Below are 21,254 nucleotides of genomic sequence, written 5' to 3'. Positions count from 1 at the left end.
ATCAGTCCACCGTCACGTAGTCGGGACCGCTGTAGTGGCCATCGGCCTGGGTGCGGCGCTGCAGCAGGAGGTCGTTGAGCAGGCTGGACGCCCCGAACCGGAACAGGTCCGGGTTCAGCCACTGCTCGCCGGCGACCTCGTGCACCGCGACCAGGTACTTGATCGCGTCCTTGGTCGTCCGGATGCCACCGGCCGGTTTGACGCCGCGCAGTTCACCGGTCTGGACGAACCAGTCGCGGACGGCCTGCAGCATCACGTGGGTGACCGGCAGCGTCGCGGCGGGTGAGACCTTGCCGGTGGAGGTCTTGATGAAGTCGCCACCCGCCAGCAGCGCGAGCCAGGACGCGCGGCGGACGTTGTCGTAGGTGGCGAGCTCACCGGTCTCGAGGATGACCTTGAGGTGAGCACTGCCACAGGCGGCCTTGATGGCCTGGATCTCCTCGAAGACCTCCAGGTAGCGGCCTTCCAGGAACGCGCCGCGATCGATCACCATGTCGATCTCGGCGGCGCCGGCGTCGACGGCGATCTTGGTGTCGGCCAGCTTGATCTCGCGGCTCGTGCGGCCTGCCGGGAAGCCGGTCGCGACACTCGCGACGTGGATGCCGGTGCCGCGAAGCGCCTCGACAGCCGTCTCGACCATGTCCGGGTACACGCAGACGGCCGCGACCTGCGGAGTGTCCGGGCGTTCCGGATCCGGCCGCATGGCCTTCGCGGCGAGCGCGCGGACCTTGCCCCGGGTGTCGGCGCCTTCGAGGGTCGTCAGGTCGACCATCGAAATGGCGGTGTCGATCGCCCAGAGCTTGGCGGCCTTCTTGATGCTGCGCGTGCCGAGTCCCGCCGCCCGCTGCTCGACGCCGACCTGGTCGACACCAGGCAGCCCGTGCAGGAACCGGCGCAGGCTCGCCTCGTCGCGAGTCGCGTCCGCCAGCGGCGACGGGGTGGCCGTCGCCGCTGACGAGCTGGTCGTAGCTGTCATACGGGTGAGTGTAAGCGGCCTACAAGCTGGGCACCGGGGCCTGGGCGACCGCCCTGGTCGAGGGCACCGCCGGGGCGCAGAACTCGGAGATCATCGGCAGCTGACGCTTGAGCGCGGCGTCCGGCGACGCGGTGATGTCCACGGTGGCCAGCGTGGAGATGTTCTTGCCGGAGTCGTCGTGGAAGCTGAGGGTGGCGAACCCCGGAAGGTCGCCGCCGTGCCCCCAGATCGAGATGTCCTCGGCACAGGCGCCCGCCGCCTTGAGATTCAGCTTCATCAGGCCGAGCCCGTACTCCATACCGCCGCCCACCGGGACGGTCTTCTTCATCTGCGTCACCAGATCGGCGGGCAGCAGGCGCCCGCCGAACAACGCCTCGAAGAACCGGTTGAGGTCCTTGCCCGAGGACACCATGCCGCCCGCGCCGAAGTAGCGCGAGTAGTTGTAGGTGGTGACGTCGGTGAGGCCGCGCGGCGCGTCGTACAGCTGCTCGTAGCCGCGGGCGGCAGGGCGGATCAGGAACGGGAAATCGCGGGGGAGCGACGTGTCTCGCAGGTGCAGCGGCCCGGTGACACGCTCCGCGAGCGCACGTTCCAGCGGCTTCCGTGTGATCTTCTCGACCAACAGGCCGAGGACGTTGTAGCCGGTGTTCGAGTACGCCCAGCTCGTGCCGGGCTTGAATTGCAGCGGCTGCTTCGACACGCTCAGACGGATCTGGTCGTCGCTGTCGAAGTGCTCGAAGCGTTCGGTGTCGACCTCCGGCCCCGTCGCCCAGGAGTCCTCGGGGGCGAGGTCACGCGGGAGCCCGCTGGTGTGTTGCAGCAGCTGGCGGACGGTGATCGGCTCCGGATACGGCAACAGCCCAGGCAGGTAACGCTGTACGGGCTCGTCGAGCCCGACGCGCTTTTCCGCCACGAGCTGCAGGACCAGCGTCGCGACGAACACCTTCGACACACTCGCGATCCGCCAGCGGCCCGACGCGTCGGGTTTGCCCGGCCGTTCGATGTTCGCGACGCCGCTGACACCGCGGAAATCGTCTGAGACGGCGACCATGCCGGGGATGCCCGCGGCGACCGCCGCGTCCATCGCGGCTTGGCGCGGATCGGTCCTCTCGGCGGCCACCGCCGGAAACGCGGTGGCCGAAAGCAGTGCGGCACAAGCGATCGCGACGAAACTTCGGCGCATGTGGTGAACCCCCCAGTCCAGGTCAGGCTTCCAGTTCGGGTACGTCCTTCTTACGTGGCTTCCGTATGACGGTGACTCCGCCCCAGAAAGCCAGGCCGGTGATCTTCACCGTCGGCGCCGTCGGCGGCGCCGGGGGAGTCCCGGCGCGATCCTCCAGTTCGAAGGCGCCCATGAAGCCGATTCCGGTGACGTCCACGTTGATGTCGTCGGGCACGACGATGTCGATCCCGCCCATGATCGCGACCGCGGTGATCGTCGAGTGCTTCTCGGCGAACCGCGCGTGCCGCAGGTCGAGATCGGCGCCGCCCCAGAACGCGAAACTGTTGTGCTGCTGCGGGACCACCCAGCTGCCCTTGCGCGACGCGCCCGACATGACGGCGATCGAGGCGCCGGAGCCAGGATGCCCGCCGATGCGGTCGTCGGGCAGGCCGAGCGCGCGCGAGGTCGCCGGCTGGATCGCCGTACTCGACTGGGGCAGATCCGCGGTGACCGGCTTGAGGTCGCCGACGGTCTTGGCCGCGTAGACGGTGGTGAGCCGCTCTTCCAGCTCGTTGATGGTGATGCGCCCTTCGGACATCGCCGCGTGCAGCACCTGCGCGACCTGCTCGCGATCGGCGTCGGAGATGCGCATCTGTTCGGGGCCCGGCAGGGCCGGCTCTTCACTCACCTGGAGGAGCCTAGCGCCGACGAGAGGGCCAAGCGTCCATCTTCTGGTCGACAGTGGCATCCTCCCGTGATGGGGAACTCACTACCCGGCGCCGTCGAGCTGCCGGACGGGATCAAGGTGCGCGGGCGGGGCCTGGGTCGTCCCTGGCCAGACGGGCCCTCACCGGATTTCGGACTGTATTTGGGCGGCGCGAAACTGCGCCGGAAGCACGATCACAAAATGGACTGGGAGCGGGCGTGGATCCGCTGGCCCGACTTCCTGCTGCCGACGGACTGGTCGGACGCGCGGCGCCGGATCGTCGACCTGCACACCCGGGCGGCGGCGGGCGAAGGCGTCGAGGTCGCCTGTTACGGCGGAGTGGGGCGAACCGGCACGGTGCTGTCCTGTCTCGCCACCCTTTCCGGGCTGAGCGCCGGCGAGGCGGTGGCATGGGCGCGGGCCAACCACGACAAGCGTTCGGTGGAGACGCCCTGGCAGCGCCGCTGGGTCGGCTGGTTCGCGCGGCAGGCGTGACGGGCTAAATTGACCGGCATGGATGTGCACGTCGTTGATCACCCGCTGGCCAAAGCCAGGCTCTCCACCATGCGCGACGCGCGCACCGACAGCGCCGCCTTCCGCGCGGCACTGCACGAACTGACCGTCATGCTGGTCTACGAAGCCACCCGCGACATGCCCGTGCGGATCGAGCGGATCCACACGCCGGTGGCGCGCACCGACGGTTACGCGCTGGCGAGCCCGCCGCTGCTCGTACCGGTGCTGCGGGCCGGGCTCGGGATGGCGGACCAGGCGCACAAGCTGATCCCGGACGCCCAAATGGGTTTCGTCGGCCTCGCCCGCGACGAAGAGACGCTCAAGCCGACGCCGTACCTCGAGTCGCTGCCCGAATCGCTCGCCGACCGGCCGGTGATGGTGCTCGACCCGATGCTCGCGACCGGCGGCTCGATGGAGTACACGATCCGGTTGCTCACCGACCGGGGCGCCACCGACGTCACCGCGATCTGCGCGCTCGCCGCGCCCGAGGGCATCGAGCACCTGGAGAAGGCCGGGCTGCCGCTGCGCGTGGTGACCGCGAGCATCGACGAGCGGCTGAACGACTCCGGGTTCATCGTGCCCGGCCTCGGGGACGCGGGGGACCGGCAGTACGGGGCCGTCTGACCCGGTTCGCAACAACTCCGCCGTTGCCGGTCACTGACAGGTGTGACCAGAACAGTGACCGGAACGGTGGGGGTGCCGGTGGACTCGTGCGAACCTCCTCCCGACAGGAGCGACACGGAGCTTTGGCGGGCGGCCGCGGGCGGTGATCACCCGGCGTTCACCGAGCTGTTCGAACGGCATGTCCAGTCGGTGTGGAACCACGCCTACCGGCTCACCGGGTCGTGGGCGTCGGCCGAAGACCTGACGTCGACGACGTTTCTCACCGCCTGGCGGCGCCGGGCGGACATCACGCTCATCCGCGACAGCGCGCTGCCGTGGCTGTACACCGTCGCGGGGAACCTCGCGCGCAGCGAACACCGCAGCACCGGGCGGCGGCTCCGGCTCGTCCGGCGGTTGCCGGAGCCCCGGTCGGTATCCGACCACGCCGACACCGTCGTCGACCAGCTCGACGGCGAAGACCGCCTCCGGCAGGTGCTCGCCTTGGTCGCGAAGCTGCCGAAATCGCAGCGGCAAGCCGTCGAACTCTGCCTGCTCGGAGATCTCTCCTTCGCCGACGCCGCCGAACTGCTCGGTGTCGCCGAGGTGACCGTTCGCGCCCACATCTCGCGGGCCCGTACGCAGCTGCGGGCCGCCCTGGAGGAGAAATGACCGACGACCTCGGCCTGCCCGGCAGGCGCGAACTCCCTCCGGAAGTGCTCGACAACCTGCGGATGTCCTTGCGGGAGGGCATGGGAAAACCCGAGCGGCGGCGATGGCCGATCGCCGTCGCCGCGGCCGCCGTGGTCCTGATCCTCGCGGGAGCTCTGGTCACGACCGTGCTCATCCGGGAGCCGGACGGGCCGGGACCCGCCGTCGCGAGCGACCCTGATTTCGCTCTTGACCTGCCGAAGGCCGTCCCGGCCATGGATCGGTGCTGGGCGGCGCTCCAGACCCGCGGCAGGGCCGCCGGTTTCCCCGCCCGTGACGAATGGGTGCCGCAGTTCACCGTCGCCCCTTCCTGGACGTCCGTGACGGTCGTCGCGGTGCGCGCGGGCGGCAAGGTCTTCTTCTGTGAAACCACGTCGATCACGGTGACGGTGTCCGACCCGGACGCCGCCCCGTCCTACGCCACGGGGACCAAGGCCGCGGCACTGCTGATGAGCCGCGCCGGAACGGTCGCCGGGGTGGCCGACCCCGGCTGGGAGAAGATGGAGCTCTTCAGCCGGACCGCCGATTCGACGGCCTCGTCCGATGTGCCGATCTTCCGGAACGGGAACCTGTTCGTGGTGCTTTCGCAGTCCAAACCTTCGCGGACCACGTACTCGGTCGGGCCGTACACCGGGGAGCCGGGCGACGGCGTCACCGTCGCGCCGCACGGCCTTCGGCCCGCGCCCGAACCGGCTGTGACGGACATCGATCGCGTCCCGCCCGTGGTGCCGGACCGGGGCACACCGGCGGGGAAGTTCTTCCAGACCTGTGTGGAGGGAGCGACCGAACCGCTGTCCGACGTGGACGCGTACGAGACCGGGACACTGCTCGAAGGCGATGACGTCAAGGTGGTCGTCGCCCGGCTCGGCGACAGGTTCGTCGTCTGCCAGGGCGGGCTCGGGTATCACGACGGCACGAGCGAGTACTACCGCGTCTTCGCCGGCCCGGACGCCGATCCGCGATCAGTGGGCAAACTGTCGACCGAAACGCTCGGCGGCTCCGAGCAGGGCGGGGTCGGCAGCGCGAAGAATCCGTTCATCGGGATCGTGCCGCGGACCGCGACCACGGTGAAGCTCGATTTCGGGGCGGGCAAGAAGGTCGAGGCGGCGGTCACCGACGGGACTTTCGCGGTCTGGCGACCGGAGCTTCCCGGGGCTATGGACCCGAACGCGCAGGTGGGCGTTGTCGTCCTCGATGCCGCAGGGAAGACGCTCCATGAGGGCACCCTCGCGCTCTACTGAGTACCCGGATCGCGTTTAGCCCGCTAAACGCGATCCGGGGCTTGGGCGCGTTATGAGGAAGTACCTGAAGGACCTTCATGTACTTGCCGGATCGACGAGGTAGTGAAGGCCTCCTTCCTTACTCTGAAGGTAGGCAAGGAGGCCTTCACGGACTCGCGCGCCCGGCGCACCCCAGTCCCGAAGTCCCCCGGATCGCGTTTAGCCCGCTGAACGCAGGTCACCGGCGCAGCCAGCCCGCGGCGTTCACCCGCAGCGCGGTCTCGTAAGCCGTGCTCACGGTGTACTGCTCCGGAAGGTTCCCGTTCAACTCCAGCGACACGAGCCCGTGCACGAACCCCCAGCACGCCACCGTGACGACCTCGGGCGGCACGTCGAGGAAGACGCCGTCGGCGACGGCCTTGCGGATCGTTCCCTCCAGCGGCGCCATCGTGGCGCGAGCCTGCTCGGACGTCTCCTCCGCCGGTTCGAAACCCGGCACCGACTTCGTGAACATGATCGCGTAGAGATGCGGGTCGGCCAGCGCGCTTTCCCGGTACGCGACGCCGAGCCGCACCAGATCCTCGACCGGGTCACCGCTCAGCGTGACCCCGGACATCCGGCGGCCGAAGCGGCGGAAGCCCTCGGTGAAGAGGGCGCTGACGAGGTCCGTCTTGCCGCCGAAGAGCGAATAGACCGCGGTGGTGGACGTGCCGACGTCGGCGGCCAGTTTGCGGAGGCTCAGCGCCTTGGGGCCGTCGGCCGAGATGAGTTCACCGGCGCGGTCCAGCAGTTTCAGCCGGAGGTTCTCGTCGTGCGTCCTGGGGCGGGGCATGCGCAGAGGGTATCGCAACGCTGTTATCAATCGCTCGGATTCGGAGTTGACCTGGAGCGCACTCCAGGTCGTAGTGTCGTTCGCATGAGCTACTCGATAGCGGAAGCCGCGCGACGTAGCGGACTGTCCATCGACACTCTCCGGTACTACGAGCGCATCAAACTCGTCGAGCCCCCGGCGCGGGACGCCGCAGGCCGCCGCGCCTACAGCGACGACGACCTCGGGTGGCTGGGGTTCCTGACCAAGCTCCGCCTGACCGGCATGCCCATCAAGCGGATGCGGGAGTACGCCTCCCTGCGCCACCACGGGGCGGCGAGCGCGGGAAGGCGCAAGGCGATCCTTGTCGACCAGCGTAAATCGGTCGCCGACCGGATCGCCGAGTTGCAGACCTGCCTCGACATCCTCGACTACAAGATCGACCACTACGACCAGGTGGAGCGGAAGGTGCTCGGCACCGGAGCCACCGTGGAGGGAATTTCAGCGTGATCAGCACCAGGAGGCTCGGCGGTCTGGAGGTCGGGGCGCAGGGGCTCGGCTGCATGGGGATGAGCCAGGCCTACGGCGTCCGCGACGACGACACGGAGTCGATCGCCACCGTCCACCGCGCGCTCGAGCTGGGCGTGACCCTGATCGACACCGCGAACGTCTACGGCGCCGGAGCGAACGAAGAGCTGGTCGGCCGGGCGATCGCGGGCAAGCGGGACCAGGTGGTGCTGGCGACCAAGTTCGGCATCGTCTGGGACAAGGACGGCGGGATGTCCGCTCGCGGCGACGCGGCGTACGTCAAGCAGAGCTGCGAAGAGTCCCTTCGACGGCTGAACGTCGACCACATCGACCTCTACTACCAGCACCGGGTCGACCCGAACACGCCGGTCGAGGAGACCTGGGGCGCACTCGCGGAGCTGGTCCAGGAGGGAAAGATCCGGTTCGCCGGGATCTCCGAGGCCGGTGCCGAGACGATCCGTCGTGCGCACGCCGTCCACCCGGTGACCGCGCTGCAGAGCGAGTGGTCCCTGTGGACCCGCGGCATCGAAGGCGAGATCCTCTCGACCGTTCGCGAGCTGGGCATCGGCGTCGTGCCGTTCTCGCCGCTCGGCCGCGGTTTCCTCACCGGCAGCGTGACGTCGGTGAAGGACCTTCCGGCGGACGACCTGCGCCGCGGGCTGCCCCGGTTCGCCGAGGGCAACTTCGAGCGCAACATGGCCATCGTCGAGGCGCTGCGCGAGCTGGCCGAGCAGAAGGGCGTCACCGCGGGACAGCTCGCGCTGGCCTGGGTGCAGGCCCAGGGCGACGACGTCGTGCCGATCCCGGGCACCAAGCGCCGCAAGTACCTCGAAGAGAACGCCGTCGCCGCGGACCTGAAACTGTCCGAAGTGGACATGGAGGCCATCGAAAAGGCCGCGCCCGCCGAGGCGATCGCCGGTGAGCGTTACCCGGAGCGGCTCGCCCGCGCCGCCGGAAAGTAAACCCCAGAGAATCGCGGAGAAATCATGACGGGTTCCACCCTGCCCACCCGCGGGCTCGGCACGCTGGAAGTCGGCGCGCAGGGGCTCGGCTGCATGGGCATGAGCGAGTTCTACGGCCAAGGTGACGACACCGAATCGATCGCGACGGTCCACCGCGCGATCGAACTGGGCGTCACCCTGATCGACACCGCCGACATGTACGGCTTCGGCCGCAACGAGGAACTGGTCGGCCGCGCCCTCGCGGGCAAGCGGGATCAGGTGGTGCTGGCGACCAAGTTCGGCATCGTGCGCGACGAGGCAGACCCCTCGAAGCGCGGGATCCGAGGTGACGAATTCTATGTGCGCCAACAGGTCGAGGCTTCGCTTCGCCGGTTGAACGTCGATCACATCGACCTCTACTACCAGCACCGCGTCGATCCGAATGTGCCGATCGAAGAGACCGCGGGCGCGCTGTCCTCGCTGGTCGAGCAGGGGAAGATCCGGCACATCGGGTTGTCCGAGGCCGGCCCGGAGACGATCCGCCGGGCACACGCCGTGCATCCGGTGACGGCCGTGCAGACCGAGTGGTCGCTGTGGTCGCGCGACATCGAGAACGAGGTCGTCCCGGTCTGCCGGGAGCTCGGCATCGGACTGGTGCCGTATTCCCCGCTGGGCCGCGGTTTCCTCACCGGGCGCTTCAAGTCCAAAGAGGACTTCGCGGAGGGTGACTTCCGTCAGACGACCCAGCCGCGGTTCGCCGAGGGCAACTTCGAGCGCAACATGGCGATCGTCGACGCGTTGCGTTCGCTGGCGGAGCAGAAGGGCGTCACCGCAGGACAGCTCGCGCTGGCCTGGGTGCAGGCCCAAGGCGACGACGTCGTGCCGATCCCGGGCACCAAGCGCCGCAAGTACCTCGAAGAGAACGTGGCGTCCGTCGGTCTGAAGCTGACCGCCGAGGACGTCGCCGCCATCGAGGCGGCGGTCCCGGCCGACGCGGTCGCGGGGGAGCGCTACCCCGAAGCGGCCATGCGGATGCTGTCCCGCTGAGGCGAAAGAAGCCGGCGCCCCGGTCAGGGAGCGCCGGCTTTTTCGTTGTCAGAGCGAGGAAGTGACCGCTTCGACCACGCCGTCGACGGCCACCGTCTGCTGCTCGCGGGTCGCGAGACCGCGCACCGTCACGTTCCCGGCGTCCCAGTCTTCCTGGCCGACGATCACCACGGCCCGCGCCCCGGCCTTGTCCGCGCGGGTGAGCTCCTTGCCCAGCTTGCGGAGTTCGACGGGCGTGGACGTGCGCAGTCCGGCCTTCCGAAGCCGTCCCGCGACCTCGCGCGAGGCGTCGGTGAGTTCTTCGGTCACCGGGATCACCACGACGTCGACCTCGCTGCGCGGCTTCGGGGTGAGGCCGTGCGTGTCGAGGAAGTCGATCAGCGTGACGTCGCCCATGCCGAAGCCGATCCCGGGGATCTGCTGCGACGTGAACAGCGACGCCAGGTCGCTGTACCGGCCGCCGCCGAAGAGGGCGCGACGGTTCTCCGGAGAGGTGTCGAAGACCTCGAACACGGTCGACGTGTAGTACGCGAGCCCGCGCACGATCATCGGGTCGAACGTGATCAGGTCCGCGGCGCCGCTGTTCAGCACCTTGACCAGGTTCGAGTTCTCCTTGACCTGGTCCGGCAGCTCGTCGAGCAGGGCCACGCCGGAGGTCAGGATCTCGGTCAGCTTCTCGAACTGCTTGTCGGTCAGGCCGATCTCGCTCGCGGTGTCGCTCAGCTTCGTCCGGTCCGACTTCTCCCAGCGGTCCACCAGGGTGAACACCTGCGGCAGCTGTTCCGCGGTCACGCCGACGATGTCGGTGAGCGCCGAAGAGAGCAGGTTCCGGTCGTTGGCTCGCACCTGGAACATGTCCGGGGTCGCGCCGAGCGCGCTCATCATGTCGTGGACGAGCTCGAAGATCTCGATCTCGCAGTTCGCGCTGTCCGAACCGAAGATGTCCGCGTTGATCTGCCAGTGCTCACGGACCCGTCCACGCTGCGGCCGCTCGTAGCGGTGGCAGTTCGGGTGGCTGTACCAGCGCACCGGGAACTGCAGCGACTTCGCGTTGCCCGCGATCATCCTGGCGACCGACGGCGTCATCTCCGGGCGCAGCGCCAGCCGCTCGCCGCCCTTGGTGGTCAGCGTGTACAGCTGCTGGTCCGCGATCTCCTGCCCGGATTTCCGCTCGTAGATCTCGGCGGGTTCGAGGATCGGCCCGTCGTAGCGGAGGAAACCGCGCAGTTCGAGCACGTCGTAGAGATGGCCGAACACCTGCGTCCGGACGGACATCTCGGCGGGCAGGAAGTCGCGGGTCCCCTTGGCGGGGGCTGTCGGCAGGTATTCAGGCACGTCAACCAGCTTAACCAGCGAAGGCCACGCCGTACGCGGTGGTCAGGATCGCCGCCCCGAGCAGCACCGCCCCGGCGCTGGTGACCCGCCCGCCGAGCTTGCCCTTGCCCGGTGCCAGGTGCAGGAAGAAGCCGCCGGACTGAGCGAGCACACCGAACAGCAGCAGGAAGCAGACGATCCACAGCGCGGCGGACGGGAGCTCGGTCTGCCCGAGGATCTGCAGCGCGACCAGCGCGAGAACGAGCAGGACACCGGCGTGTGCGTGGCCGGCGCGGAACATCCCGCGCTGGTGTTCGGTCAGCTTCTTGTCACGCAGGACACCCATCAGCGCGTAGCCGCCGTACATCACCGTCGGCAGCGAAACGAGCGCGATGACGGTGAAGAGCCTGATCGGGCCTTCCATGGTGGTTCCTTTCGCGGCGGGTGGGGAGCGACGAAAACGATAACACCGTTTTAAAACAGTGTCACCAAAGTTGGCGTCCCACTTTCGGGAATCAGGCTCGGACGCCCCGCGAAAGGACCAGGCGAACGTTCCGGAGCGCGGAAAGATCGGCGAGCGGATCGCCGTCGACCACCAGGACGTCGGCGCTCAGACCGGGGGCGAGCCGCCCGGTGACGTCGCCGAGGCCGAGCCCGGCGGCGGAGTCCTCGGTCGCGATCTCGAGGATCCGGCGCCTGCCGAAACCCAGCCATTCGTAGAGTTCGAGGGCGCCGACGGGATCGTCGAAGACCGAACCGGGCAGCCCGGCGTCCGTCCCCGACAGCAGCGGGACACCCAGCTCCTCCAGCCAGGACAGCCGTCCGTAGACGGTCTTCGCGAGCTCCTCGCCCATGCGCTCGGCCAGCATCCGCCAGTTGCGGCTGCTCGTCGAACACGCCGCGATACGCTCGGCCGCCATGCGCTTGGCGACGCCTTCGCGCCTGTCCTGACGCTGGGGCCCGGTCATCCAGGTGCAATGCTCGATCGTGCGGACGCCCGCCTCGACCGACGCCTCGATCGCGTCGGAGCCATGGGCGTGCGCCGCGACCGGGAGCCCGTGGCGCGCCGCGTGCTCGACGATCAGGCGCAGCGCCTTGACGTCGAACTGGGACTCCCACATGTCCGCGCCGCCCTCGGTGATCTGGCCGCCGCTGGCCATCACCTTGATCACGTCCGCGCCGGCGGCCGCGTTGGCGTCGATCAGTGCCCGGATCGCGTCGTCGTCCGCGACCTCGCCGCCGAAGAAATGGCAGTGTCCTTTGAGGACGGTCAGGGGTGACCCCGCGGTCAGCAGGCGCGGAGCGGCGGCGCCTTCGGCGTCGAGTTCCGCGCGGACCCGTGCGCCCAGCGCGTCGCGATCGCCGAGATCCCGCACCGTCGTGACGCCGCTGCGCAGCAGCTGTCCCAAGCGTTCCTTGGCGCCTGCGCGCAGCGCTTCGTCTTCGCTCGCCAGGAAGTTCGGCAACATCTCGCGGGAGGCGTCGAACGCCAGGTGCACGTGGGCGTTGAACAGGCCGGGCAGCAGCGTCGCTTCGGGGAAGCCGAGCCTTTCGGCGTCCGGCGACGCCTGAGCCACGACCTCGGCGCGAGGGCCCGCCGCGAGAATCCGGCCGCCCTCCACGAGCACGGCGCCGTCCTCGACCGGTGTGCTCGGACGCGGCAGGACGCGGCCGGCCGTCAGCAGCAGTTGTGCGGTCATGCTTCGCTCCTGGAGACGGCGGCGGACAGGGCGAGCAGGGGGCGCACGTCGGATTCGATGTCGGAGGCGCCGCCCGGGAGCACGAGCTTCGCCCGCCCGTCGGTCTCCTCGCCCGCGGTCTGCCTGGCGATCGCCGTCTTCAGCGCTTCCGCCGCCGCCCGCGGGTCGTCGGTGGCGAGCGCGGTGAGGTCGGTTTCCAGATAGGGGCTCAGCTGTACGAGCCCGTCCCGGATCTCGATCACGCGGCGGTAGTACCGGCGGTGGACCGTGCGCGGGCGCCACCGCTCCCACCTGCCCTGCGGCGTGGTCCGGAGCACGATGTTCGGGTAGATCCCGGCCAGTGCGGTCCACAACGGGGTGAGCTCGTCGTGGTGGCGCCGGTGCTGGCGGCGGCGCCGCAGCGCGGCGAACCGCGCGCGGACGCCGGGATAGGTGATCCCGGCGAGGAAGAGCGCGATCCCGAGGATCACCAGCGGGACGGCGACGGTGAGCAGAAGCCGGACCGACGGTCCGAACGCCCATGCGATCACGATGTAGAGCGCGCGGAACACACTGCCGGCGGAAAGGCAGATCAGCCCGGCGGCACTGAGTTTCAGCCCGGTCTTCAGATGGCGGTCCGCGGTGCGGATGTAGCGGAAGATCCACCAAGCGCACGCGGCGAGGCCGTAGATCAGGTAGATCCCGGCGCCGAGGTAGAACAGCGCCACTCCGGGCACGTGCACGAGCTTCGGGCTCAGCGCGAGCCCGCGTACCTCCGGCGGAGTGAGGGCCATCGCGACCAGCATGAGCGCGATCGCGCCGGACAGCGGGACGAGCTCGAACAGGACGCGCCGTGGCCTGCGCGGGCCCAGCGCGGAGCCGAGGAAAACGATCAACAGCGCGCACACCCCGATGGCGAGCATGATGTTGTTGACCAGGCGCCCCGTGCCCTTGCCGGTCAGGCCGTCGAGCCAACCGGAGATGACCTTCTGCTGGGCGAGGAAGGATCCGGCGACGCAGACGATCGTGATGGTGATCGCCCAGTTCGGCAGCAGCCGGGGCGCCCGGTACGTCTGGTAGATCCGCCAGGCGAGCGCGGTCGCGAACAGCACCATCGCCACGACGTTGAGAGGGGAGAACAGCGAGTTCACAGCCACCCTTGATGGTCGCCCAGTGCGCCTTGGACGCGGCGGACGTCATCGTCGTCGGCGCGACGGGGAATCGTGTAGTTCAAGACCGACGCCCATTCGAGGATGATGGTCGCCACGGTCTCGGCTTCCCATTCGTGCGCCTCATCGTAGGAGGTGCGGCGTAAAGCGCGGTGTACCGCGTCGCCGTCGAGCCCGGGCGCGGGGCCGCGCAGGAAGTCGGCGGGTTCGGCGTCGCCGCCGGGATGGTGATCGGCGAGCATATGCCCGAGTTCGTGCAGGATGATGTGATCCTGGTGGGACTTCGTGGTCTCTTGCTGGAAGAAGATGTAGTCCGCCGAACCGGTGGCGATCCAGCAGCCGAACGGACCGGGTACCTCGAGCGGATACGGCATCAGCCGGATCGGCCTGCCACGCTGTTCGCCGAGCCGCTCGCAGAGCACGCCGACGTCGAGCGGTGGCTCGATGTCGAGCTTGTTCAGCATCTTGCGGCAGCGTTTGCGGAGCTCCCGTTCCTTCATCGGCTTTCGTCCGGCTGGTCGCGCTCGGCCCGTTCGTATCGCTCGACGAGCTCCAGCAGGTCCATGACCTGGCGACGGCCTTGCGGGGAAAGCTCCTGCGCGCGCATGGCCATGAGCTTCGCCTCTCCGACGGGCTGCGGTTCCTGGTCTTCGAAGAAGTAGGTGATCGGAACCCCGAACAGCTTCGCCAGCGCCTCGACGTAGTGGATCTTCGGGTTGACGCGCTTGCCCGTGGCGAGCTGCTGGAGGTACGCGGGCGACATGGTGGGCCCGCCGGCGCGATCGATCGCCGCGGACAGCTCGCGATAGCTGTGCGGGGCGCCTTCGTTCGCGCGTGCCGAATCGATCAGCGCGCTCAGTTTCTGGGCGAAGGTCTGGTACGGCGACATGACCCCCCATCCGTTCACTGGTCCCGTTCCGTAGTGGAAGTGTAACGCGATACAGCCTGTCCGCAGCTGTTGACAGCTCCTGTATGCAGTGGTTTACAGTTGTCAAGCGGTTTCGTGCCGTGTCCGGTCTCTCACTCCGGAATCCGTGCCCTGGGGGTGTACGGACGCCGGAGTGAGAGCCGTTTTTCCCGGTGGGTGCACAAGATCGTGCCGGATGTAGTACGCTGAGGCAGCCAAGGTTGATCGCCGTCACGGCGAACCCTTGGTCTCGGCCTGTTGCCGGAGGTCGACCCCCAGGGCTTCCGGTGACAGGCCCCTTTACTTTCTCCCGCGTTTAGTCCTCTGAATGCGGTCGTTCGTATGGCCAACTACCGCATTCAGAGGACTAAACGCGGCGAAGGGGTCAGGGCATCAGCGTGGCGGCCAGGGTGCCACCCAGTTCGAAACAGGCTTCCAAATCCGCTTTGCCCGGTTCTCCGGTGACGAGCACCGGAGAAGCCGCGCTCTCCCAGCCGAGTCCGGTGGTGATGCTCTCGATTCCGCGCACGGTGCCAGAGGTGTCGTTGTTGCCGTGCACGAAGAACCCGAACGGCCGTCCTCGCGTGGAATCCAGGCACGGGTAGTAGACGGTGTCGAAGAAATGCTTCAGCGCGCCGGACATGTACCCCAGATTCGCCGGGGTGCCGAGCAGGTAGCCGTCGGCGTCCAGGACGTCGGGCACGGTCGCGCCCAGCGCCGCGCGGCGTACGACGTCGACGCCCTCGATGTCCGGATGATTCGCGCCGGAAAGCCCGGCCTCGAACATCGCCTGCGTCGAGGGCGACGGCGTGTGGTGGACGATCAGCAGCTTCGGCATGTCAGGCCAGCCGGGACTCGATGTCGGCCCGCAGCGCGGCCAGCCGCGCGTGCGCCGCGGTGCGTGCCTCGGCGAGATCGCCGGAGACCGGCTCCTTCACCTGCAAGTACGCCTTCAGTTTTGGCTCGGTCCCGGACGGCCTGATGACCACGCGCAGGCCCTCGCCGGTCAGGCGCAGGACGTCGGCGTCGGGCAGGAGGTCCTCCATCGTGACGCCGGTGCCGCCCAGCGACGCCGGGGGAGTGGCGCGCAGGCCCGCCATCAGCCGCTCCCGCACCGACAGATCGGTGACCCGCAATGAGACCTGATCCGTCACGTGCACCCCGTGCTTCACGGACAGTTCGTCGAGGACGTCCAGCGGCCCGCGGCCCGCCGCACGCAGGGAAGCGGTCAACGACGCGGCGAGCACGGCGGCGGCGATGCCGTCTTTGTCCCGTACGAAACCGGGGTTCACGCAGAGGCCGAGGGCCTCTTCGTAGGCGAAGACGAGCCCTTCGCCCGCGCGGACCAGCCATTTGAACCCGGTCAGGGTCTCCGCGTAGCGCGCCCCGAATTCCTCCGCGACCTCGCCGAGCATCGACGACGACACGATCGTCGTGGCCACGAGCGGATCAGCACTATCCACAGTGGACAGAACATGCCACCCGAGGAGCACGCCGGTTTCATCGCCGCGCAGCATCCGCCACGAACCGTCCCGTTCACGCACGCCCAGCGCGCAGCGGTCGGCGTCGGGGTCGAGCGCGATCGCCAGGTCCGCGTCCACTTCGGACGCCAGCGCCAGCAAAAGGTCCGTCGCGCCCGGTTCTTCCGGATTCGGGAAGGCGACCGTCGGGAAGCCGGGATCGGGTGTGGCCTGCTCGGCCACCAGATGGAGATCGCCGAAACCCGCGCGCTCGAACGCGGCGCGCAGGGTGTCCGCGCCGACGCCGTGCAGCGCCGTCGCGGCGACCTTGACCTCGCGCTCCGGGCCACGCGGCAGAAGCGCGACCTTCGCGAGGTACGCGTCCAGGAGTTCGTCGCCCAGCACCTCGGCGCCCGGCTCGCGCGGCACGCTGATCGCCGGGGGAGCGGTTTCGATGGCCCGCTCGATCTGACCGTCCGAAGGCGGGACGATCTGGCCGCCCGACGCGTCGTAAAGCTTGTAACCGTTGTCGGCCGGGGGATTGTGCGACGCGGTGATCTGGATGCCCGCGACCGCGCCGAGTTCCAGCACGGCGAACGCGAGCACCGGGGTGGGCAGCGGGCCGGGCAGCGTCTTCACCTCGAACCCGGCGGCGGTCAGCACCTCGGCGGCGGCCTCGGCGAAGGCTTCCGAACCGTGCCGTGCGTCGCGGCCGACCACCACGACCCCGCCCGCGTGTCCTCGCGAGCTCAGCCAGGCCGCGACCCCGGCCGTGGTCCGGGTCACGACCGCGACGTTCATCCCGTTGGGGCCCGCGCGCACCGGGCCGCGCAACCCGGCGGTGCCGAATTCGAGCGGGCCCGCCATCCGGTCCGCGAGCTCGTCCGCCGCGCCCGCTTCGCCGCCCATCGCGCGCGCGAGGATGTTCTGCAGCTCGACACGGGAATCGTCGTCCGGGTCGTCGGCGATCCAGCGGAACGCCCGATCCCGCAGCTCCGAGGTCAAGGAAGTCGTCACCGAGTCAGCCTACGGGTACGTTGGGGAGGGTGCGATTGATCTTCACTTCTCTGGTGAGTCATGGTCATCTCTATCCCCTACTACCGCTCGCCGTCGCCGCGCGCGACGCCGGGCACGAAGTCCTCTTCGCCACGGGTGACGACATGCTGCCGGTGGTCGAAAAGGCCGGGCTGGCCGCGGAAAGCGCCGGATTCGGGATGCGGGAGGCGTTCGAGTCGGTCGCCGGACCCGATGCTCCCAAACCCAGCGCCTCCGATGTTCCGCCCGAGTCGTTCCATCCCGTTATCGGCGAAGTGTTCGGAAATGTGATGCCTCGGCGGTTCGTCGCCGATCTCACGCCGTTGCTGGAGCGGCACCGGCCGGATCTCGTCGTCTACGAAAGCGGCAACGCGGGGGGCGCCATCGCCGCCCACCTCGCCGGCATCCCCGCGATCGGGCACGGTTTCGGCCGGTTCTCGCGGGATGACGTCATGGACGTCATTTTCGGCCGCCTCGCGGAATTCGCCGCGGAGGTCGGTCTCGACGGCGTGAACGTGCCGTCCTTCGGCGACCCTGTCGTCGACATCTGCCCGGAATCGGTGCAGGCGCCCGATTTCCTGGCGGAAGCGAACAGGATCCCGTTGCGTCCCGTCGGCTGGGCCGAGCCGGGAGATCTCCCGGCGGGCGTGGTCGGCCGGGACAAGAGCCGTCCGCTGGTCTACCTCACCCTCGGGACCGCGTTCGGCGACGAAAACGTGTTGAAACGAGCGATCGGCGGTCTGGCGCGGCTCGACGTGGACGTCATCGTCGCGGCGGGTCCGACGGTGGATCCGGCGGCGCTGGGCGACGTCCCCGGCAATGTCCGTGTCGAGGCTTGGGTGCCGCAGGTCGACCTCCTGTCGCACGTCGACCTCGTGGTCCACCACGGCGGCAGCGGGACGACGCTCGGGGCCTTCGGCGCCGGGCTGCCGCAACTGGTGCTGCCGCAGGGTGCGGATCAGTTCACTAACGCCGAAGCCGTCGTCGCCGCTGGAGTCGGTACGCAGCTGATCGGAGCCGGCGTCGTCGAGGACGCCATCTCCGAGCAGGCGCGAAAGCTGCTCACGGACGAAACGGTGTTCGGCGCGGCGCGGAAACTCGCCGACGAGGTCGCCGCGATGCCGTCACCCGCGGAGGTCGCTCAGCGGCTTCCCGAGTTCGCCGGCTGAGAAGCGCGTGAAGGCCCCCTTCCCTCGGCTGAGCCGAGGGAAGGGGGCCTTCACGCGCAAAGCGTCAGGCGCGAGCGACGAGTTCCTTGAGCAGCGTGCCCATGCGGGTCGCGGACTGCCGGCCCGCCTCGAGGACCTCTTCGTGGTTCAGCGGTTCCCCGGTCATCCCGGCCGCCAGGTTGGTCACCAGCGAAAGGCCGAACACCTCGACCCCGGCGGCGCGGGCGGCGATGGCCTCCAGCACCGTCGACATGCCGACGAGATCGGCGCCGAGTGTCCGCAGCATGTGGATCTCCGCAGGCGTCTCGAAATGCGGCCCGGTCAGCCCCGCGTAGACGCCTTCTTCCAGCGAAGGGTCGATCTCGCGTGCGATGTCGCGCAGCCGCTTCGCGTAGAGATCCGTCAGGTCGACGAAGTTCGCGCCGACGATCGGCGAGCGCGCGGTCAGGTTCAGGTGGTCGGAGATCAGCACCGGCTGCCCGACCCGGAAGCCCTCGCGCAGGCCGCCCGCGGCGTTGGTCAGCAGCACCGTCCTGGCGCCCGCCGCCGCGGCGGTGCGCACGTTGTGCACGACCGGGTCGATGCCCTTGCCCTCGTAGAAATGCGTGCGGCCCAGCAGGATCAGCGCGCGCTTGTCGCCGACGCGGACCGACCGGACTGTCCCCCCGTGCCCGACCGCGCCCGGCGCGACGAATCCGGGCAGCTCGCCCAGCGGGATCTCCGCTTCGGGCTCCCCGATGACGTCCGCCGCCGGGCGCCAGCCCGAACCGAGCACGACGGCGATGTCGTGCTTCTCGACGCCGGTGCGTTCGGCGATGGCGGCGGCCGCCGCGACCTCGTTCTCACTCATGCGACGAGCGTATCCGGACGGTTCTCACGAGCAGGAACGCCACCAGCCCGAACGGGGACAGGAAGATCGTGAGCGCCAGGATCGGGCCGGTCACCAGCGGGTGGATCCGGTGCTCGCGGGATTCGAGGTACATCCAGCGGGCGACGAACAGGTCGAAGGCGATCAAATGGGCCCAGATCGTGGCCGCCCCGTACGGCGTGCCGGTGAACGCGCTGAGCACGTCGAGGTCCGGCCTGCTGACCGCCGTCCAGAGTTCGCCGAGATGCGCGATGGCGAGCACGAAGTACGGAATCAGCGGCAGCAGCGGCGTCCAGGGCGAGGACATGATCCGGCGGGTCCAGGACCAGCCCGGCAGGAAGATCATCAGCAGCCAGAACGGCGTCGCCAGCGGGAAGGTCCAGGTGAACAGCGTCTCGACGCTCATCGCAGCGAGACCTCCAGCTCCCGCGACGGCCGCCCGATCGCGATTAGCCCGCTGAAGGCGACGCCCGCCACGAGCAGGGCGAAGGCGGTGAGGGTCTGGGAATCGGGGGCGACGATCGACTGGCCGCGCAGCGCCTGCCAAGTCAGCAGCGCGAGAAGGCCTGCGTAGCCGACACCGGCGATCACCACGAGCCGCAGCCGGAGGACGTCGTCGCGAAGCCGCGGGTAGCGCGCGGCCAGGACACCGAGGGCGAGCGCGAGCAGCGGAAGCGCCTGAAGACCATGCAGGCCGAGGAAATGCGGGATCCGCAGGTCGCCGCCGACCGTGCTCCAGCCGAGGACCGGCAGGCCGGGGCCGCCGTCGGGGAGCCCGACGGTATGCGCGCCGATCATCGCGGACTGGCCGGTCGCGTCGAGCAGGGCCTGCTGGTCCGGGGTGGGGCCGCTCATCAGCGTCGCCAGCGAGATCCCGATCATGCCGAGGATCGCGCCGATCCTGGCCGCCCACGCCGTCGCGCGGTCGGGGATCCGGGTGAACAGGACGGCGATCGTCAGCACGAGGTTGACCATCCACAGCACGGCGATCATCCCGCCCATGACCTGGAAGATCGTGTTGTCCAGCGGGGTCGCGTTGTTGAAGTGGCTCGCGCGGACGCGGGCGGCCTGGAACACCACCAGCGCGTACTCGGCCGCGAAGATCACGACGAGCGCGTTCGCCAGCCAGTCCGCGGTCCGCCGGAACTTCGGCAGCAGCGAGACGAGCCAGCTCCAGGTGAAGAAGTACAGCACGGCGGAGACGGCGAATTTGAACGGTTTCGCCCAGAGCGGCGCGCCGTTCAGCGTCCGCTGGTCGATCAGCATGGCCAGGACGCACAGCACGGTGATCACGGCGAACGCCTGGGCCAGCCGATAGGAACCCCGGTGCCAGGTGCGGGTTCTCTCCTGGAGATCGGTCAAGATGGTCATGGATCCCTCCCATAATGGATAGTAAAACTCTCCGTTATGGGAAGCTAAACTATCCATCCTGAGAAGTCTTCAGGGATGACCCTGGAACCGTCCCCGAGATCGGAGAACGCACGCGTGCGGATGGCCGAACTGAGCGAAAAAGCCGGGCTTCCGGTCGCCACGATCAAGTACTACCTGCGGGAAGGGCTGCTCCCGCCGGGTGAGCGGACCAGTCCCAACCAGGCGAAGTACGACGACGGGCACGTTCAGCGGATCAAGCTGATCAGGGCGCTGATGGAGGTCGGCGGCCTTTCGCTCGCGACGGTCGGCGAGGTGCTCGCCGCCGTCGATGCCGGGGAAGCCAGCCCCCACCACGTCCTCGGCATCGCCCAGCAGGGCATCACCACCTCTCGGCAGGTCGCCGACGACGAAGCCAGGGCATGGGCGCTCGCCACGGTCCGTGACCTCGCCGAACGCCGAGGCTGGCCCTGCAAGGCCGACGACGACCTGGTCATCCAGGCCCTGGTCGGCGTCCTGTGCACGATCCGCGAGGTCGGGCACGGCTGGTACCTCGACAAACTCGACGCCTACGCCGAGATCGCCGACCGGACCGCCGATCTGGACCTCGAAGGCATCGCCGGGATCGAGTCGCTGGAGCAGATCATCGAGATCGCCGTCGTGGAGACGGTGCTCGGGGACAGGCTGCTCTCGGTGTTGCGGAGGCTGGCGCAGCAGCGTGCCTCGAAGGCCTATTTCGCCCAGGAGGGCTAAAGCCGCTTTCTCGCGTGTCGGTACAGGGGCCGTGAGGCACCGAGACTTTCTTGCGTGCCCGATTTGAGCACTTTGCGGGGGAGGGGCAAGTCAACGTGTCAGGTCTCGAAAGCCTCGACCCGGTCGTCGCAAAGATCCGACGCGCTACGGCTGTCCATAAGGGACTTGAGATCGGTTTTCGGGGCCCGATTCGGGTACTTTGCGCAGCTTCGCGCTGGGGTCGTGGGGGGGGGTTTTGGGTTTTCCCCCCAAAACCCCCCCCCCCCCCCCCCCCCCCCCCACCCCCCCCAACCCCCCCCCCCCCCCCAAAAACGCCTTGA

Annotated in this window: 24 protein-coding genes; 9 read left to right on the top strand and 15 right to left on the bottom strand. The window is 69.0% G+C overall.

The window, feature by feature from the left end; translation table 11 throughout:
- Position 1 precedes the first annotated feature (1 nt).
- From deoC to AC069H_RS24035, 3 genes are read right to left on the bottom strand one after another with little or no spacing between them, the layout of a single operon-like run.
- Positions 2-976, bottom strand: coding sequence for a deoxyribose-phosphate aldolase (gene deoC, locus AC069H_RS24045; RefSeq protein ID WP_478233895.1), 975 nt, complete (start codon positions 974-976; stop codon positions 2-4).
- 19 nt (positions 977-995) lie between these two features.
- Positions 996-2,159 carry a serine hydrolase domain-containing protein gene (locus tag AC069H_RS24040; RefSeq protein WP_478233894.1) on the bottom strand — a complete coding sequence of 388 codons (1,164 nt, stop codon included), beginning with the start codon at positions 2,157-2,159 and terminating at the stop codon, positions 996-998.
- 22 nt (positions 2,160-2,181) lie between these two features.
- Positions 2,182-2,790, bottom strand: a complete 609-nt coding sequence (locus tag AC069H_RS24035) for a DUF1707 SHOCT-like domain-containing protein (protein WP_478234050.1) — start codon at positions 2,788-2,790, stop codon at positions 2,182-2,184.
- A gap of 105 nt (positions 2,791-2,895) precedes the next feature.
- Between AC069H_RS24035 and AC069H_RS24030 the strand changes: the two genes are divergently transcribed.
- From AC069H_RS24030 to AC069H_RS24015, 4 genes are read left to right on the top strand one after another with little or no spacing between them, the layout of a single operon-like run.
- On the top strand, positions 2,896-3,339 hold the full coding sequence (locus AC069H_RS24030; protein ID WP_478225111.1) for a protein-tyrosine phosphatase family protein: 444 nt from the start codon (positions 2,896-2,898) through the stop codon (positions 3,337-3,339).
- 18 nt (positions 3,340-3,357) lie between these two features.
- Complete coding sequence (upp, locus tag AC069H_RS24025) at positions 3,358-3,981, top strand: uracil phosphoribosyltransferase (RefSeq protein ID WP_478233893.1); 624 nt, start codon at positions 3,358-3,360, stop codon at positions 3,979-3,981.
- 54 nt (positions 3,982-4,035) lie between these two features.
- Positions 4,036-4,629 (top strand): RNA polymerase sigma factor, encoded by a 594-nt coding sequence (locus AC069H_RS24020; RefSeq protein WP_340684592.1) that lies wholly within the window; start codon positions 4,036-4,038, stop codon positions 4,627-4,629.
- Complete coding sequence (locus AC069H_RS24015; protein WP_478225112.1) at positions 4,626-5,909, top strand: hypothetical protein; 1,284 nt, start codon at positions 4,626-4,628, stop codon at positions 5,907-5,909. The genes AC069H_RS24020 and AC069H_RS24015 overlap by 4 nt, the downstream gene beginning before the upstream one ends.
- 217 nt (positions 5,910-6,126) lie before the next feature.
- On the opposite strand, the gene AC069H_RS24010 is transcribed toward AC069H_RS24015, so the two are convergent.
- The gene (locus AC069H_RS24010; RefSeq protein ID WP_378444722.1) at positions 6,127-6,720 is read right to left on the bottom strand and encodes a TetR/AcrR family transcriptional regulator; all 594 of its coding nucleotides are present in this window, start codon (positions 6,718-6,720) and stop codon (positions 6,127-6,129) included.
- Between the two features lie 84 nt (positions 6,721-6,804).
- Here AC069H_RS24010 and AC069H_RS24005 point away from each other — a divergent pair, with 84 nt between their 5' ends.
- The 3 genes from AC069H_RS24005 to AC069H_RS23995 are packed head-to-tail and all read left to right on the top strand — an operon-like array spanning position 6,805 to position 9,212.
- Positions 6,805-7,206 (top strand): MerR family transcriptional regulator, encoded by a 402-nt coding sequence (locus AC069H_RS24005; RefSeq protein ID WP_340684589.1) that lies wholly within the window; start codon positions 6,805-6,807, stop codon positions 7,204-7,206.
- The gene (locus AC069H_RS24000; RefSeq protein ID WP_478233892.1) at positions 7,203-8,186 is read left to right on the top strand and encodes an aldo/keto reductase; all 984 of its coding nucleotides are present in this window, start codon (positions 7,203-7,205) and stop codon (positions 8,184-8,186) included. Before AC069H_RS24005 ends, AC069H_RS24000 begins: the two co-directional genes overlap by 4 nt.
- 24 nt (positions 8,187-8,210) lie before the next feature.
- Positions 8,211-9,212 (top strand): aldo/keto reductase, encoded by a 1,002-nt coding sequence (locus tag AC069H_RS23995; RefSeq protein ID WP_478233891.1) that lies wholly within the window; start codon positions 8,211-8,213, stop codon positions 9,210-9,212.
- 48 nt (positions 9,213-9,260) lie between these two features.
- On the opposite strand, the gene hisS is transcribed toward AC069H_RS23995, so the two are convergent.
- The 8 genes from hisS to AC069H_RS23955 form a co-directional block, all read right to left on the bottom strand.
- Positions 9,261-10,547, bottom strand: a complete 1,287-nt coding sequence (gene hisS, locus AC069H_RS23990; protein ID WP_478225116.1) for a histidine--tRNA ligase — start codon at positions 10,545-10,547, stop codon at positions 9,261-9,263.
- A 10-nt stretch (positions 10,548-10,557) separates the two neighbouring features.
- Complete coding sequence (locus AC069H_RS23985; protein WP_478233890.1) at positions 10,558-10,950, bottom strand: hypothetical protein; 393 nt, start codon at positions 10,948-10,950, stop codon at positions 10,558-10,560.
- Between the two features lie 91 nt (positions 10,951-11,041).
- On the bottom strand, positions 11,042-12,226 hold the full coding sequence (locus AC069H_RS23980) for an amidohydrolase family protein (RefSeq protein WP_478233889.1): 1,185 nt from the start codon (positions 12,224-12,226) through the stop codon (positions 11,042-11,044).
- Positions 12,223-13,356, bottom strand: coding sequence for an MAB_1171c family putative transporter (locus AC069H_RS23975; protein WP_478233888.1), 1,134 nt, complete (start codon positions 13,354-13,356; stop codon positions 12,223-12,225). Before AC069H_RS23975 ends, AC069H_RS23980 begins: the two co-directional genes overlap by 4 nt.
- On the bottom strand, positions 13,353-13,874 hold the full coding sequence (locus AC069H_RS23970; protein WP_016331300.1) for a hypothetical protein: 522 nt from the start codon (positions 13,872-13,874) through the stop codon (positions 13,353-13,355). The genes AC069H_RS23975 and AC069H_RS23970 overlap by 4 nt, the downstream gene beginning before the upstream one ends.
- Positions 13,871-14,263, bottom strand: coding sequence for a helix-turn-helix domain-containing protein (locus tag AC069H_RS23965; RefSeq protein WP_378444729.1), 393 nt, complete (start codon positions 14,261-14,263; stop codon positions 13,871-13,873). The genes AC069H_RS23970 and AC069H_RS23965 overlap by 4 nt, the downstream gene beginning before the upstream one ends.
- Positions 14,264-14,666: 403 nt before the next feature.
- Positions 14,667-15,119, bottom strand: coding sequence for a flavodoxin family protein (locus AC069H_RS23960; protein WP_478233887.1), 453 nt, complete (start codon positions 15,117-15,119; stop codon positions 14,667-14,669).
- Between the two features lies 1 nt (position 15,120).
- Entirely contained in the window at positions 15,121-16,758 is a 1,638-nt protein-coding gene (locus tag AC069H_RS23955; protein ID WP_478225119.1) for a phospho-sugar mutase, read from the bottom strand.
- 29 nt (positions 16,759-16,787) lie between these two features.
- On the opposite strand from AC069H_RS23955, the gene AC069H_RS23950 reads away from it, so the two are divergent.
- Positions 16,788-17,945 (top strand): glycosyltransferase, encoded by a 1,158-nt coding sequence (locus AC069H_RS23950; RefSeq protein ID WP_478233886.1) that lies wholly within the window; start codon positions 16,788-16,790, stop codon positions 17,943-17,945.
- 64 nt (positions 17,946-18,009) lie between these two features.
- On the opposite strand, the gene AC069H_RS23945 is transcribed toward AC069H_RS23950, so the two are convergent.
- The 3 genes from AC069H_RS23945 to AC069H_RS23935 are packed head-to-tail and all read right to left on the bottom strand — an operon-like array spanning position 18,010 to position 20,184.
- Complete coding sequence (locus AC069H_RS23945) at positions 18,010-18,795, bottom strand: purine-nucleoside phosphorylase (RefSeq protein ID WP_340684579.1); 786 nt, start codon at positions 18,793-18,795, stop codon at positions 18,010-18,012.
- Positions 18,788-19,219, bottom strand: coding sequence for an ABA4-like family protein (locus AC069H_RS23940; protein ID WP_478225121.1), 432 nt, complete (start codon positions 19,217-19,219; stop codon positions 18,788-18,790). Before AC069H_RS23940 ends, AC069H_RS23945 begins: the two co-directional genes overlap by 8 nt.
- Positions 19,216-20,184, bottom strand: a complete 969-nt coding sequence (locus AC069H_RS23935; protein WP_478233885.1) for a hypothetical protein — start codon at positions 20,182-20,184, stop codon at positions 19,216-19,218. The genes AC069H_RS23940 and AC069H_RS23935 overlap by 4 nt, the downstream gene beginning before the upstream one ends.
- A 75-nt stretch (positions 20,185-20,259) precedes the next feature.
- On the opposite strand from AC069H_RS23935, the gene AC069H_RS23930 reads away from it, so the two are divergent.
- On the top strand, positions 20,260-20,934 hold the full coding sequence (locus AC069H_RS23930) for a MerR family transcriptional regulator (RefSeq protein ID WP_478225123.1): 675 nt from the start codon (positions 20,260-20,262) through the stop codon (positions 20,932-20,934).
- Positions 20,935-21,254: the final 320 nt, after the last annotated feature.

This window comes from Amycolatopsis sp. NPDC043887 (assembly GCF_056435665.1).
The sequence above is the reverse complement of the archived record's forward strand: the minus strand, read 5'-3'. Positions and strand labels throughout refer to the sequence as shown.

Bases quoted from the DNA above. Each gene is read 5' to 3' on its own strand.
- deoC (WP_478233895.1), bottom strand. From the start codon at position 976: ATGACAGCTACGACCAGCTCGTCAGCGGCGACGGCCACCCCGTCGCCG.
- AC069H_RS24040 (WP_478233894.1), bottom strand. From the start codon at position 2,159: ATGCGCCGAAGTTTCGTCGCGATCGCTTGTGCCGCACTGCTTTCGGCC.
- AC069H_RS24035 (WP_478234050.1), bottom strand. From the start codon at position 2,790: ATGCGCATCTCCGACGCCGATCGCGAGCAGGTCGCGCAGGTGCTGCAC.
- AC069H_RS24030 (WP_478225111.1), top strand. From the start codon at position 2,896: ATGGGGAACTCACTACCCGGCGCCGTCGAGCTGCCGGACGGGATCAAG.
- upp (WP_478233893.1), top strand. From the start codon at position 3,358: ATGGATGTGCACGTCGTTGATCACCCGCTGGCCAAAGCCAGGCTCTCC.
- AC069H_RS24015 (WP_478225112.1), top strand. From the start codon at position 4,626: ATGACCGACGACCTCGGCCTGCCCGGCAGGCGCGAACTCCCTCCGGAA.
- AC069H_RS24010 (WP_378444722.1), bottom strand. From the start codon at position 6,720: ATGCCCCGCCCCAGGACGCACGACGAGAACCTCCGGCTGAAACTGCTG.
- AC069H_RS24005 (WP_340684589.1), top strand. From the start codon at position 6,805: ATGAGCTACTCGATAGCGGAAGCCGCGCGACGTAGCGGACTGTCCATC.
- AC069H_RS23995 (WP_478233891.1), top strand. From the start codon at position 8,211: ATGACGGGTTCCACCCTGCCCACCCGCGGGCTCGGCACGCTGGAAGTC.
- AC069H_RS23985 (WP_478233890.1), bottom strand. From the start codon at position 10,950: ATGGAAGGCCCGATCAGGCTCTTCACCGTCATCGCGCTCGTTTCGCTG.
- AC069H_RS23980 (WP_478233889.1), bottom strand. From the start codon at position 12,226: ATGACCGCACAACTGCTGCTGACGGCCGGCCGCGTCCTGCCGCGTCCG.
- AC069H_RS23970 (WP_016331300.1), bottom strand. From the start codon at position 13,874: ATGAAGGAACGGGAGCTCCGCAAACGCTGCCGCAAGATGCTGAACAAG.
- AC069H_RS23965 (WP_378444729.1), bottom strand. From the start codon at position 14,263: ATGTCGCCGTACCAGACCTTCGCCCAGAAACTGAGCGCGCTGATCGAT.
- AC069H_RS23960 (WP_478233887.1), bottom strand. From the start codon at position 15,119: ATGCCGAAGCTGCTGATCGTCCACCACACGCCGTCGCCCTCGACGCAG.
- AC069H_RS23945 (WP_340684579.1), bottom strand. From the start codon at position 18,795: ATGAGTGAGAACGAGGTCGCGGCGGCCGCCGCCATCGCCGAACGCACC.
- AC069H_RS23940 (WP_478225121.1), bottom strand. From the start codon at position 19,219: ATGAGCGTCGAGACGCTGTTCACCTGGACCTTCCCGCTGGCGACGCCG.
- AC069H_RS23935 (WP_478233885.1), bottom strand. From the start codon at position 20,184: ATGACCATCTTGACCGATCTCCAGGAGAGAACCCGCACCTGGCACCGG.
- AC069H_RS23930 (WP_478225123.1), top strand. From the start codon at position 20,260: ATGACCCTGGAACCGTCCCCGAGATCGGAGAACGCACGCGTGCGGATG.